This is a genomic window from Streptomyces sp. NPDC032126 (assembly GCF_055580085.1).
Map to the genome: position 1 here is coordinate 934704 of NZ_JBVIMA010000001.1, position 11907 is coordinate 946610.

Consider the following 11907-nt stretch of genomic DNA (forward strand, 5'->3'; position numbering starts at 1 on the left):
GTGCGCGTGTCGGGCGGACGGGCCGCCGAACCTGTCGGGCCGTCAGCGGCGTGAGCGTACCCGGGCGTCCCGGGGTGGGCTGATGAACTGGAGTTCCAGGGCGAGCGGGGGATCGGCCAGGCCCGGGCCGCCGGCCGCCGCCCAGCGCACCAGCTCCTCCGTGCAGTCGTCGTCCGTCGCGAAACCGACCCAGGTGGCCCGGCCGCCCGCCCGGCGCCCCTCGGCGGAGGGCTGTACGACGATGACGTTCGCCTGGTCGCACGGGCCGAGACAGTCCGTCGTACGGACCTGGAAGCCGTGTTCCAGGGCGCCCGCGCGCAGCCGCTCCACCTGCCACGCGTGGTCGTAGCCGGGCTGCTTGCGGGCGTCGCCGCAGCAGCAGCCCCGGCAGACGACCAGCGTGCAGGGCCGGCGGGCGGCGGCGCCGACGGAGAACCGGGAGGCCGCCGCGCGCTGCCCCGGCACCGGGGTGGTCCGGTCCATCCCGGTCAGGAGGCCGACAGGCCGACGTGGGCCAGCGCCTGCCGCAGCAGGAACCCGTGCCCGCCCGGCATCTCGCTCTGCACCGCCGGCGACGCCGCCTCCTGCGGGTCGAACCACACCAGGTCCAGGGCGTCCTGCCGGGGCTGGCAGTCGCCGCTGACCGGCACGATGTAGGCGAGCGACACCGCGTGCTGGCGCGGGTCGTGATACGGCGTGAGGCCCTGCGTCGGGAAGTACTCCGCGACGGTGAACGGCTGGAGGGAGGCGGGGAGGCGGGGCAGCGCCACCGGGCCCAGGTCCTTCTCCAGGTGCCGCAGCAGGGCGTCCCGGACGCGCTCGTGGTGCAGGACCCGGCCGGAGACCAGGGTCCGGCTGACATTGCCGTCCGGTCCGATGCGCAGCAGCAGGCCGATGCTGGTCACTTCGCCGCTGTCGTCGACGCGCACGGGCACGGCCTCGACGTACAGGATCGGCATGCGGGCACGGGCCAGTTCCAGCTCGTCCTGGCTCAGCCAACCGGGCGTGGTCTCGGTCATGTCAGACATTGCTTGATCATACTTTCAGTCCCGGGGGATGAGCCGGTAGACCCGGCGGGCATTGTCCGCGCCCGCCCAGCGCGCGAGGCGCAGCGCGTCGGACAGGCCCAGTTCGTCGGCGTCCACCCGGTCCTGGAGGAGATCCCCCAGGCCCCGGCGGAACGCCAGCGCGCCGAGCCGGTAGAACTCGGCGACACCGTAGGCGTCGGAGCTGTACAGCAGTTTGCGGAACGGTGTGATCTCCAGCGCCTCCTCCAGGACGGTCCGCGCCCGCACCGGACCCACATGATGCAGGGTCAGGCCCACATCCAGGTAGACCTGTTCGAACACCGCCGCCAGATAGGCCGCCTGCCGCTGGTACGGCCAGCAGTGCAGCAGCAGCACCGGGACCGTGCCGGAGGTCAGGCGCAGCCAGTCCGTCAGCAGGGCGGGGTCCGCCCGGTGCAGCCGCAGATCGCGGTCGCCGAAGCCGGTGTGCAGTTGCAGCGGCAGCCCGAGATCCACGGCGGTCCACAGCAGATGCCGTACGAGCACCGGGTCGGCGAGGCGGCCGCCGGCCGCGAGCCAGCGCCGGGCCGCCCGGGTGACCTCGGCGTCGGAGGGGCGCGCGGGGTCGAGGTCGAAGCCGGTGCGATAGGCGGCCACCGACTTCACCGCGACGACACCGGGCCGCCGCACCGCGTCCAGCGCGGCCGCCCGGAACGTGTCCGCGTACGCCCCCGCGTCGACGCCCCGCGCCGCCACGGCCTCCGCGACGCCCTCCAGCCGTACGACCTCGTGCGCGGCGCCGCCGGCGTCGGCGGCGAGCTCGGCCGGGGTGGTCAGCGGGTGCGGGGCGTAGCCGGTGTCCACGCAGAACACGCCGGTGCGGGCTGCCGTCAGGAACCGCCGGTTGACCTCCCGCGCGCCGAGTTCGGCCCGCCGGGCCACGTAGTCCTCGGCCGGGGCGTGCCGGGGCAGGTCGAGCAGGGGCGCGCAGTGGCGTCGTACCGCCACACCCGCCGGGGTGTCGAAGGGGGAGACGTCCGGCCACCGGTCGCCCTCCGTCAGCAGCGCCTCGAAGGCGGGCGCCGCCAGGTCGGTGGCGACCACGCCGTGGCAGTGGTGGTCCACCAGCTCCAGCTCCTCGAGCGCCTCGTGGACCGGCCCCCGGGCGGTGCCCATCTCAGTACCGCCAGCGGTAGGCGGCCGCCACCCGTTCGTCGTCCAGCCCCGCCACGGCCGCGATCTCCCCCTCGCGCACGGCCGTCACCGCGTCCGCGAGGACCGGCCCCAGCGCGGCCCGCAGCACCTCGTCCGCCCGGAAGGCCGCGACGGCCTCGCCCAGCGACGTCGGCAGCCGGCGCACCCCCCGGGCCTCCGCCCGCGCGGCCGTCAGCCGCGCCGGGTCACCGGTCGTCTCCTCGGGCAGGGCCGCGCCCGCCGCCAGACCGTCGAGGCCCGCGGCGATCACGCAGCCGAGGGCGAGATACGGGTTGGCGGCCAGGTCGACGGGCTTGACCTCCAGGTTGGCCTGCTCGTCGCGGTGCCCGGCCGTGCCGGGGACCAGCCGGACCGCGGCCTCCCGGGTCTCCAGGCCCCAGGCGGTGAACACCCCCGCCCACTGGGAGGGCCGCAGGCGCAGATAGCTGGCGGGGCTGGGCGCGGTCACCGCCGTGAGCGCGGGCAGCCGGGCGAGGACGCCGGCCGCGAAGGACTCCGCGTCGGCGGTCATGCCGTGGCGGCGGGTCCCGCCCGTGTGCAGATTGCGGCCGTCGCGCCAGGCGGAGAGGTGGAGGTGGCCGCCGTTGCCGACGCCCTGCGCGGACACGGCGGGGGAGAAGGACACCCGCAGGCCGTGGCGGTGGGACACCGCGCGGATCGTCTGACGCACCAGCACGCTCCGGTCGGCCGCCGCCACCGGGTCCAGCGCGCCCGCCGACAGTTCGAACTGCCCCGCCGCGTACTCGGGATGGACCTGGTCGACGTCCACGCCCTGGGCGGCGCAGGCGGCCAGCAGATCGGCGAGGTAGTCGCTCAGCTCCACCTGCCGGGCCGCCCCGTACGCCGGGGCGGTGGTCGCCGGGACGAACTCCCCGGCGGGCGCGGAGTCCAGGCCCACCGACCACTCGATCTCCACGGCCGCCCGGAACGACAGCCCGCGCCCGGCGGCGCCCGTGACCGTGCGGCGCAGGAACGTGCGCGCGCACCCCGGGTGGGGCGTGCCGTCCTGGGTGATCCGGTCCACCGGCGCCCACGCCCAGCCGGGCTGCCCGGCCAGCACGGTCAGCTGGTCCAGGTCCGGGTAGAGGCGCAGATCGCCGTCCGGGGAGCCGAGCACGTCGGTGGTGACGATCGCGTCGTCGGACAGGAACGTGTCGAACACCGGCGACATCCCGACGCCCCAGGCCGCGACCGAGGGCAGCCGGCCCGTGGGGACCGTCTTCACCCGGCCGACGCCCGCGGTGTCGACGTACGACAGGACGACGCCGTGCACGCCCCGCCCGGACAGCTCCCCGCTCAGCGCGGTCGCCCGCTCGACATCACCGGGGCGCCCGCCGGGCACCGGATCGGCAAGGGTGGTCATCCGTCGTCCTCCGGGATCAGGGCTTCACGGCCACCGCACCGTACTGCGGCACCGCCGGCGCGCCGTCCTCGGCGCGCCACCGCGAGCACGAGACCAGGCCCGGCTCCAGCAGCTCCAGCCCCTCGAAGAAGGCCGCGATCTCCGCGCCGCCGCGCGCCGTGATCGGCGGAGTGGCGTTCTCGTTCCAGAACTCCATCGCCGGGATCTGGCCCGCGCCGCCCACCGCGTCGTCGTACGTCGGATGCGTCAGGACGAGACAGCTGCCGGAGGGCACCGCGGCCATCACCCGGCGCACGATGTCCCGCGCCTTCTCGGTGTCCAGCACGAAGTTGAGGATGCCGAGCAGCATCACCGCGACCGGGCGGGTGAGGTCCAGGGTGCCCGCGGCCCGTTCGAGGATGGCGTCCGGGTCGTGGACGTCGGCGTCGATGTAGTCCGTGACGCCCTCCGTCGACCCGGTCAGCAGGGTGCGGGCGTGGGAGAGCACGATCGGGTCGTTGTCGACGTACACGATCCGCGCGTCCGGCGCGATGCGCTGGGCGATCTCATGGGTGTTGTCCACGGTCGGCAGCCCCGTGCCGATGTCCAGGAACTGCCGCATCCCGCGCTCGGCGGTCAGATGCGTCACCGCGCGGCCGAGAAAGTCGCGGTCCGCGCGGGCCACGTCGCGGATCACCGGGAACATCGTGGCGACCTGCTCGCCGACCCGCTGGTCGACCTCGTAGTTGTCCTTGCCGCCGATCCAGTAGTTCCACACCCGCGCGTTGTGCGCCACGGTGGTGTTCAGCCGCGCCTTGGCCTGCCCCGGGGTGCCGCCGTCGCTCACCTTGTCGTCCCCTCCACGTCCCTGCGGGTCACGCGGTCATTCTGCCCCGCGAAGATCGGGATGTCCCGGGAATCGCGGCGGCCGACGCACGCACGAACGCACGCCCGCGCGCGGAGAGCCCCGTCCGCGCGCCAAGAGCCGGAGACGGTCCCCGTTAGGGTGAGGAGCGGCCCGCACCCGTACAGAAGGCAGGACATGCCCTACTCCTCCTCGCCCCTGACCGAGCCCGCGCCGTCCCCGGCCCCGCCCTCGGGCCCCGGCGCGGACATCCGTCTGATCGTCACCGACATGGACGGCACGCTCCTCGACGACGACAAGCGGCCCCCCGCCGGCCTGTGGGACGTGCTGGCCCGGCTGCGGGAGCGCGGGGTGCTGTTCAGCCCGGCGAGCGGACGCCAGTACGCCAGCCTGGAGCGGGAGTTCGCCGCGGTGGCCGAGGGGATGGTGTTCATCGCGGAGAACGGCACGTACGTCGTGCGTGACGGGCGGGAACTCAGCTCCGACCCGATGGACCGTGCCGTCGCCGCGGACGTCGTGCGTACGGTACGGCGGCTGTCGGCGGACGGCGTCGACGTCGGGGCCGTGGTCTGCGGCAAGCGGTCGGCCTACGTCGAGCGCGCCGACGAGCCCTTCCTGGCCGAGGTCCGCAAGTACTACCTGCGGCACCGGATCGTCGACGACGTCACGGCCGTCGACGACGAGGTGATCAAGGTCGCTCTCTTCGACTTCGGGTCGGCCGAAGCGACGACCGCCCCCGCGCTCGCGCCCTTCACGGCGACGCACCAGGTCGTCGTCTCCGGCGAGCACTGGGTCGACGTGATGAACCGCACCGCCAACAAGGGCGCCGCCCTGCGCCGCCTCCAGCGGGAGCTGGGCATAGGCCCGGCCCAGACCATGGTCTTCGGCGACTACCTCAACGACCTGGAGATGCTGGACGCCGCCGACTGGTCGTTCGCCATGGCCAACGCCCACCCCGAGGTCGTACGCCGGGCCCGCCACCTCGCCCCGTCCAACAACGACAACGGCGTACTGCGCACGATCGCCCGGGTCCTGGATCTGCCGCTCGACGCGCACTGAAGCCTTCCTTCGGAACGTCCTGTACGCGATCGTGAGCGTGCCGAGCACCGCCGGTCGATGGTCGTCTGCCGAAGAAGGGATGCGGGATGGCCGAAGCGTCCGTTGTCGCCCGACTCGCCCGGGAGGTGACCTCCGGGGTGAAGACGGAGGACCTGGAGGACTTCTACCGGGACCTGCACCGCCACCCCGAACTGGCCTTCCAGGAGCATCGCACGGCGGCCCGGCTCGCCGGACGGCTGCGGGCCGCCGGGTACACGGTGACCGAGGGCGTCGCCGGCACCGGAGTCGCCGGGGTGCTCGCGAACGGGGACGGACCGGTGGTCTGGCTGCGCGCCGACATGGACGCGCTGCCCGTGGCCGAGGAGACCGGCCTGCCCTACGCCTCCGCCGTCGCCGGCGTGATGCACGCCTGCGGTCACGATCTGCACGTCACCTGGCTGGCCGGGGCCGCCGAGGCGCTCGCCGCCGCCCGGGCCGTCTGGTCCGGCACGCTGGTCGTGGTCGGGCAGCCCGCCGAGGAGTCCGGCGGGGGAGCGGCGGCGATGGTCGCGGACGGGGCGCACGAGCGTTTTCCGCGCCCCGACGCGGTCCTGGGCCAGCACGCGGCACCCGGGCCCGCCGGGTTCTTCCCGCACACCCCGGGCCTGATCCTGGCGGCCTCCGACGACCTCGACGTGGTCGTGCGCGGCGTCGGCGGGCACGGTTCGCGCCCCGAGTCGACGGTCGACCCGGTGGTGACGGCCGCGTACATCGTCACGCGGCTGCAGACCGTGGTCGCCCGCGAGGTCGCCGCGAAGGAGTCGGCGGTGCTGACGGTGGGGCAGTTCCACGCCGGTACGAAGCACAACGTCATCCCGGCCGAGGCGCGCCTCGCGCTGAACCTGCGCACCCAGGACCCCCGGGTGCGCGAGCGGATCCTCGCCGCGATCCGGCGCATCGTCGAGGGGGAGTGCGCCGCCGCGGGCTGCCCGGCGCCGCCCGAGGTCACCGTCGGGTCCGGTTATCCCAACACCGTCAACGACGCCGCCCTGGACACCGATATCGCGGCCGTGCACCGGGAACTCTTCGGCGCGCACACGGTCTTCGACTTCGGTCCGGCGATGGGCAGCGAGGACTTCTCCCTGCTCGCGCCGCCGGGCGTGCCGTACGACTACTGGTTCGTCACCTCGACCCCGGCCGCGGTGTGGGACGCGGCGCCGGGGGAGCAGCTGGCGGAGAAGCTCGACGCCGTGCCCGGCAACCACAGCCCCCTGTTCGCTCCCGACCTGTCCGTACTGCTGCCCGGCGTGCGGGCGTTGGCGTCGGCGGCCCTGAGCCGGCTCGTGGTGTGAGCCGGCTCAGGGCCGTCCGAGACGGTCAGGTCAGGGTTTGAGCGGGTCGTGGCCGATGGTCATCAGACGGTGGCGGCGCGTCTCCTCGGCCTGGGGCTCGTCGGCGATGTCCGTCTGCTCGGTCACCGTGTCCACGACCTGGTACATCACCCGGACGTCGTCGTCGGTCAGATCGGTGCGCCGCTTGCGCAGGATGGCCAGCACATGCTGTCCGGTCTCGGTGCCGGCCTGGTCCGGCAGCGGCTCGGTCTCCTCGCCGGCGTCGCTCACCCGCAGCCAGGCGGCCAGTTCCTGCGAGGTCATGTTCACCACGCGGTGGAAGTCCTCCCACAGCGTCTCCAGTTCGAGGGCGTCGGCCATGGCGTGCCCCTTCCGTGTCGTTCGGCTCGCGCGTCGCTCGGCAGCCTGTCCGTCAGCTCTCGGCGGGTCCGTCAGCTCTCGTGGGGCATGTTCTCCGCCTCGAACATCCAGCGCTGCTTCTCCAGTTCGGCGGTGAGGCCGATCAGCAGGTCCTGGGTCACCGGGTCGGGCTCCGCCGTGGCGTCGACGCGTTCGCGCAGCCGGCCGATGGCACGCTCCAGCGCGTCGGCCATGAGCTGGACCACGTCCGCGTCCCGCAGCCAGCCGTCCTTGGGCTCCGGCAGCGTGAACTGGGTGGCGATCGTCTCCGGGCGTCCGTCCGGCGGCATGCCGAGCGCCGCGGCCCTCTCGGCGACGGTGTCGGCGTACGACCGGGCCGCCGCGACGACCTCGTCGAGCTGGAGGTGGATCGAGCGGAACCGGGGCCCCACGATGTTCCAGTGGGCTTGCTTCCCGATGAGGGAGAGCCCGATCAGATCCACGAGCGTGCTCTGCAGAGCCTCGAACGTGACGCGGCGGGCCGGCTCGGGAAGCGGGCTCTTGACGACAGTCATACGGTGCCTCCTCTCTGTGGCACGGAACGGCGCAGCCGTGCGCGTTCCTCTTCGCAGGTCCCGCCCCACACCCCTGAGGTCTGGCCGAGGGCCAGGGCGTAGGCCAGGCAGTCGGCGGTGACCGGGCAGCGGGCGCAGACGCGTTTGGCGGCCGCGATGTCCCGCAGCGCCGGTCCGGTCGTGCCCACGGGGAAGAACATCTCGGGGTCCTCGCCCACGCAGGCGGCACGGCGCAACCACTCCATGCCGGCGCGGGTGCCCAGGGCGGAACGGGGGCAAACCCCACCGCTGCCCGGGCCATCGCCGGTGCGCGTAGCCGAGTCAGGCGGGCGGCACCCGCGGGTCGGCGTCGCCGGGTCAGGCGGGCAGGACCCGGTCCAGGAAGGCCGTGAGGTCCGCGAAGACCTCCGCGCGGTGCGTCTCGTGGAACACCTCGTGCCGGGCGCCCGGATAGATCCGCTCGGTCAGGTCGCCGCCGCTCAGCCGCTCCACGCCGATCCGGCTGCCCGGCAGCGGGACCAGCCGGTCGTCGTCGCCGTGCAGCCACAGCAGCGGGAGCCGGCCGATGTCACCGCCCTTCTCCACCGCCTCCAGGGTCCGTACGAAGGCCTCCAGCGTCGGCCGTTTCATCGGCCCGTGCCACACCAGCGGATCCGCCGCGTAGGCCGCGCCGACCGCCGGGTCGCGGGAGAGCGCCGCCGGATGGATCGGGATGTCGGGGATCTCGTCGTGCGCGAGCAGCCGCCCCGGCGTCTCCCACGCGCCGATGACCGGGCCGGACAGCACGAGGGCGGTCAGCTCGTCGCCGTGGCGCTGGGCGTAGCGGGCCGCGATCAGGCCGCCCATGGAGTGGCCGACGAGGACGACGGGCAGGCCGGGGTGCGCGGCCCGCGCCAGGTCGGCGGCGGTGCGCAGATCGGTGACGACGTCCTCGAAGTCCGGTACGACCACGCGTTCGCCCGAGGATCTGCCGTGTCCGGTGTGGTCGGGCCCGTAGACGGCGGCGCCGTGCGCGACGAGGACGTCGGCCAGTCCCTCGTAGCGGCCGATGTGCTCGCCGTAGCCGTGCGCCACGAGGACGATGTACCGGGGGCGCTCGCCCGGCCAGGCGCGGACGGAGAGCGTGCCCCGGGTTCCGGTGAGCGTGTGCTCGCGCGCGTCGGCCATCGGTCCTCCAGCTGCGTCGGCGGGGTTTCCCGGGGGGATCTTCCCAGGGACCCGGGCGGCGGTCTATAGTCCAAAACTAGCAGTGCTAATTAAGGTGGGTCCCGCGCATCCGACGCGGGTCCGCACCGCGTCAGCTCCGCCTCACCGAGTCGTCCAGGAGTCCTCTCGTGCGTCCCGTCCACTTCGCGGCCGCCCGCCGCACCCCCATCGGCCGACTGCGCGGAGCCCTGTCCTCCGTGCGGCCCGACGACCTCGCCGCGACCGTGATCCGCGGACTGGTCGCCGACGTGCCGGCGCTCGACCCGGCCCGCATCGACGACGTCTACTGGGGCGCCGCCAACCAGGCGGGCGAGGACAACCGCAATGTCGCCCGCATGGCCGCCCTCCTCGCCGGCCTCCCGGAGACCGTGCCGGGCGCCACGGTCAACCGCCTGTGCGCCTCCGGCCTGGAGGCGGTCACCACCGCCGCCCGCGCGATCGCCGCCGGGGAGGCGGACATCGTCGTGGCCGGCGGCAGCGAGTCCATGAGCCGCGCCCCCTTCGTGCTGCCCCGCCCCGACGAGGCCCTGCCGCACCGCATGGAGACCTTCGACACCCGCCTCGGCTGGCGGCTGGTCAACCCGGCGATGAAGGAGCTGCACGGCCTGCTGCCCATGGGCGAGACCGCCGAGGAGGTCGCCGAGCGGTACGGCATCGCGCGCGAACGGCAGGACGACTTCGCCCTGCGCAGCCACCAGCGCGCCGCGCGGGCCCGCAAGGACGGCCACTTCGACGACGAGCTCCTGCCGGTGGAACGCCCCGACGGGGTGGTCGTCGACGCCGACGAGTCCATCCGCGAGGACACCTCCTACGAGAAGCTGGCGGCCCTCAAGCCGGTGTTCCGCAAGGGCGGCACCGTCACCGCGGGCAACGCCTCGCCGATGAACGACGGGGCCGCGGGCCTCCTCCTGGTCAGCGAGGAGGCCCTGAACGACCTGGGCCTGGAGTCCCTGGGCCGGTACGTCGCCGGCGCCTCCGCCGGGGTGCACCCGGACGTGATGGGCATCGGGCCGGTCCCGGCGACCCGGAAGGCGCTGGCCCGCGCCGAGTGGACCATCGGCGACATCCAGGAGGCCGAGTTCAACGAGGCGTTCGCCGCCCAGGCCCTGGCCTGCGTGGACCAACTGGGCATCGACCCCGACCTGGTGAACCCCAGCGGCGGCGCCATCGCCCTGGGCCACCCGCTGGGCTGCTCGGGCGCCCGCATCCTGACCACCCTCCTGCACCGCATGCGCCGCACGGGCGCGGAACGCGGACTGGCCACGATGTGCGTGGGCGTGGGCCAGGGCAGCGCGATCCTGGTCGAACGGCACTAGCTCTTGGCGGTCCTGCGCGGCCGGCGCCACTCCGCGTGCGGGCCCAGCAGGCGAGACGCCGCGACGCCGGGCGGATGCGTGTGCATAACATCGGTGTCCGCATGGACACGATGACTCTGTGGCACATCACCGGCTGGGAGTTCGCGGCGCTCGCCTTCGCGGCCCTGCTCGTCGGCTTCTCCAAGACGGCCGTGAGCGGGGCCAACACGGTCAGCCTCGCGATCTTCGCGGCCGTCCTGCCCGCCCGCGCCTCCACGGGCGTGCTGCTGCCGATCCTGATCGCCGGGGACATTCTCGCCGTCCTCACCTACCGGCGGCACGCCCACTGGCCCACCCTGGGCCGGCTGTTCCCGGCGGTCGCGGTCGGCGTGGTGGTCGGCACGGTGTTCCTGATCTGGGCCGACGACGCGGTCGTACGGACCTCGATCGGCGCGATCCTGCTGCTCATGGCGGCGGTCACGGTGGTGCGGCGGCGCACCGCCGACCAGGCCGCCGAACCGGACGCGGTGACCACCCGGGCCGGCCGCCTCCAGGCCCGCTCCTACGGGGTGCTCGGCGGCTTCACCACCATGGTCGCCAACGCCGGCGGCCCGGTGATGTCGATGTACCTGCTGTCGGCCGGTTTCCGCAAGCTCGGCTTCCTCGGCACGTCCGCCTTCTTCTTCCTCATCGTCAATATCTCCAAGGTGCCCTTCAGCGCGGGCCTCGGCCTGATCGACGGCGACTCGCTCCTCCTCGACGCCGCACTCGCCGTGTTCGTCGTCCCCGGCGCGTTCTTCGGCAAATGGGCGGTGAGCCGCATCAACCAGCGGCTCTTCGAACAACTCGTCATCGCGGCGACGGTGGTGGGCGGCCTGCAACTACTCCTGCGCTAGCCCCAGCAGCGCGGGCACGTCCGCGAAGGAGTCCACCACGTGGTCGGGCGTGCCGGATGCCGACGTCAGGGTCTCCGGCAGGAACTTGCCCGTCCTGACCAGCACCCCGATGATGCCGGCCCGCTGCGCGGCCAGGACGTCCGACTCGACGTCGTCGCCCACCATCAGCGCCTGCCCGGCCTCCGCGCTGACCCGTCCGAGCGCCGCCGCGAAGAACGCCGGCGACGGCTTCCCGGTCACCTCGGCCTCCACCCGCGCGGCCGCCTCCAGCCCCGCCACGAACGCGCCCGAGTCCAGCCGCAGCCCCGCGTCGGTACGCCAGTACAGGTTCCGGTGCATGGCCACCAGCCGCGCACCCCGCCGTACCTGCCCGAAGGCCCGGTCCAGCGCCTCGTACCCGAACTCGGGCCCGGCGCCGCCGAGCACGACCACGTCGACGTCTCCGTCGTCCCCGTCCTCGACGATCGTGGTGTCGCCCAGGTCCTCCCGGACGTCACCGCTGTTCAGCAGCGCGCACCGCGCACCCGGGTAGTGCTCGGCCAGATGGGCCGCGGTGACCGCGGGCGCGGTGAGGACGTCCTCGGCGGTCACCGGGAACCCCGCCTCGGCGAGGGTGCCCGCGATCGACGCGCGCGTACGGGACGTCGTATTGGTCACCAGGGCGATCCCGAGCCCGGCCTCCCGCAGCGCGCGAAGCGCCTCGACCGCGCCCGGGATCGGCTTCCAGGAGACGGTGAGGACCCCGTCGATGTCGATGAGGACGGCCCGCACATCCAT

The 11907-nt window shown here is 73.9% G+C and carries 14 protein-coding genes; 4 read left to right on the top strand and 10 right to left on the bottom strand.

Annotated features, from left to right (window positions below):
- Positions 1-42: 42 nt before the first annotated feature.
- The 5 genes from ACZ5NW_RS03980 to ACZ5NW_RS04000 are packed head-to-tail and all read right to left on the bottom strand — an operon-like array spanning position 43 to position 4411.
- Positions 43-483, bottom strand: a complete 441-nt coding sequence (locus ACZ5NW_RS03980; RefSeq protein WP_468742114.1) for a (2Fe-2S) ferredoxin domain-containing protein — start codon at positions 481-483, stop codon at positions 43-45.
- 5 nt (positions 484-488) lie between these two features.
- Positions 489-1028, bottom strand: coding sequence for an NUDIX hydrolase family protein (locus ACZ5NW_RS03985; protein ID WP_468742115.1), 540 nt, complete (start codon positions 1026-1028; stop codon positions 489-491).
- A 15-nt stretch (positions 1029-1043) separates the two neighbouring features.
- Positions 1044-2183: an amidohydrolase family protein gene (locus ACZ5NW_RS03990; protein WP_468742116.1), complete on the bottom strand. Its 1140-nt coding sequence runs from the start codon at positions 2181-2183 to the stop codon at positions 1044-1046.
- Between the two features lies 1 nt (position 2184).
- A complete protein-coding gene (locus tag ACZ5NW_RS03995) occupies positions 2185-3585 on the bottom strand; it encodes a type I glutamate--ammonia ligase (RefSeq protein ID WP_468742117.1) in 1401 nt (466 codons plus the stop codon).
- A 16-nt stretch (positions 3586-3601) separates the two neighbouring features.
- Positions 3602-4411, bottom strand: a complete 810-nt coding sequence (locus ACZ5NW_RS04000) for an SAM-dependent methyltransferase (RefSeq protein WP_468742118.1) — start codon at positions 4409-4411, stop codon at positions 3602-3604.
- Positions 4412-4606: 195 nt separating this feature from the next.
- Here ACZ5NW_RS04000 and ACZ5NW_RS04005 point away from each other — a divergent pair, with 195 nt between their 5' ends.
- Positions 4607-5488 (top strand): Cof-type HAD-IIB family hydrolase, encoded by an 882-nt coding sequence (locus ACZ5NW_RS04005; protein ID WP_468742119.1) that lies wholly within the window; start codon positions 4607-4609, stop codon positions 5486-5488.
- A gap of 86 nt (positions 5489-5574) precedes the next feature.
- On the top strand, positions 5575-6819 hold the full coding sequence (locus ACZ5NW_RS04010) for an amidohydrolase (protein WP_468742120.1): 1245 nt from the start codon (positions 5575-5577) through the stop codon (positions 6817-6819).
- Positions 6820-6849: 30 nt separating this feature from the next.
- On the opposite strand, the gene ACZ5NW_RS04015 is transcribed toward ACZ5NW_RS04010, so the two are convergent.
- The 4 genes from ACZ5NW_RS04015 to ACZ5NW_RS04030 all read right to left on the bottom strand — a co-directional run bounded on the left by ACZ5NW_RS04015 (position 6850) and on the right by ACZ5NW_RS04030 (position 8900).
- Entirely contained in the window at positions 6850-7179 is a 330-nt protein-coding gene (locus tag ACZ5NW_RS04015; RefSeq protein ID WP_468742121.1) for a DUF3140 domain-containing protein, read from the bottom strand.
- A 71-nt stretch (positions 7180-7250) separates the two neighbouring features.
- Positions 7251-7733, bottom strand: coding sequence for a Dps family protein (locus tag ACZ5NW_RS04020; RefSeq protein ID WP_468742122.1), 483 nt, complete (start codon positions 7731-7733; stop codon positions 7251-7253).
- Positions 7730-7978, bottom strand: a complete 249-nt coding sequence (locus tag ACZ5NW_RS04025; RefSeq protein WP_468742123.1) for a WhiB family transcriptional regulator — start codon at positions 7976-7978, stop codon at positions 7730-7732. The genes ACZ5NW_RS04020 and ACZ5NW_RS04025 overlap by 4 nt, the downstream gene beginning before the upstream one ends.
- Positions 7979-8090: 112 nt before the next feature.
- Positions 8091-8900, bottom strand: a complete 810-nt coding sequence (locus tag ACZ5NW_RS04030) for an alpha/beta hydrolase (RefSeq protein ID WP_468742124.1) — start codon at positions 8898-8900, stop codon at positions 8091-8093.
- A gap of 167 nt (positions 8901-9067) precedes the next feature.
- Here ACZ5NW_RS04030 and ACZ5NW_RS04035 point away from each other — a divergent pair, with 167 nt between their 5' ends.
- Together ACZ5NW_RS04035 and ACZ5NW_RS04040 are read left to right on the top strand one after the other, a co-directional pair.
- Complete coding sequence (locus ACZ5NW_RS04035) at positions 9068-10255, top strand: thiolase family protein (RefSeq protein ID WP_468742125.1); 1188 nt, start codon at positions 9068-9070, stop codon at positions 10253-10255.
- A 101-nt stretch (positions 10256-10356) separates the two neighbouring features.
- Positions 10357-11130 carry a sulfite exporter TauE/SafE family protein gene (locus ACZ5NW_RS04040; protein ID WP_468742126.1) on the top strand — a complete coding sequence of 258 codons (774 nt, stop codon included), beginning with the start codon at positions 10357-10359 and terminating at the stop codon, positions 11128-11130.
- On the opposite strand, the gene ACZ5NW_RS04045 is transcribed toward ACZ5NW_RS04040, so the two are convergent.
- On the bottom strand, positions 11116-11907 hold the full coding sequence (locus ACZ5NW_RS04045) for an HAD-IIA family hydrolase (RefSeq protein WP_468742127.1): 792 nt from the start codon (positions 11905-11907) through the stop codon (positions 11116-11118). The two genes, ACZ5NW_RS04040 and ACZ5NW_RS04045, sit on opposite strands and share 15 nt — an antisense overlap.

Bases quoted from the DNA above. Each gene is read 5' to 3' on its own strand.
- ACZ5NW_RS04030 (WP_468742124.1), bottom strand. From the start codon at position 8,900: ATGGCCGACGCGCGCGAGCACACGCTCACCGGAACCCGGGGCACGCTC.
- ACZ5NW_RS03985 (WP_468742115.1), bottom strand. From the start codon at position 1,028: ATGTCTGACATGACCGAGACCACGCCCGGTTGGCTGAGCCAGGACGAG.
- ACZ5NW_RS04010 (WP_468742120.1), top strand. From the start codon at position 5,575: ATGGCCGAAGCGTCCGTTGTCGCCCGACTCGCCCGGGAGGTGACCTCC.
- ACZ5NW_RS04045 (WP_468742127.1), bottom strand. From the start codon at position 11,907: ATGGATGTGCGGGCCGTCCTCATCGACATCGACGGGGTCCTCACCGTC.
- ACZ5NW_RS03980 (WP_468742114.1), bottom strand. From the start codon at position 483: ATGGACCGGACCACCCCGGTGCCGGGGCAGCGCGCGGCGGCCTCCCGG.
- ACZ5NW_RS03990 (WP_468742116.1), bottom strand. From the start codon at position 2,183: ATGGGCACCGCCCGGGGGCCGGTCCACGAGGCGCTCGAGGAGCTGGAG.
- ACZ5NW_RS04025 (WP_468742123.1), bottom strand. From the start codon at position 7,978: ATGGAGTGGTTGCGCCGTGCCGCCTGCGTGGGCGAGGACCCCGAGATG.
- ACZ5NW_RS04040 (WP_468742126.1), top strand. From the start codon at position 10,357: ATGGACACGATGACTCTGTGGCACATCACCGGCTGGGAGTTCGCGGCG.
- ACZ5NW_RS04020 (WP_468742122.1), bottom strand. From the start codon at position 7,733: ATGACTGTCGTCAAGAGCCCGCTTCCCGAGCCGGCCCGCCGCGTCACG.
- ACZ5NW_RS04005 (WP_468742119.1), top strand. From the start codon at position 4,607: ATGCCCTACTCCTCCTCGCCCCTGACCGAGCCCGCGCCGTCCCCGGCC.
- ACZ5NW_RS03995 (WP_468742117.1), bottom strand. From the start codon at position 3,585: ATGACCACCCTTGCCGATCCGGTGCCCGGCGGGCGCCCCGGTGATGTC.
- ACZ5NW_RS04015 (WP_468742121.1), bottom strand. From the start codon at position 7,179: ATGGCCGACGCCCTCGAACTGGAGACGCTGTGGGAGGACTTCCACCGC.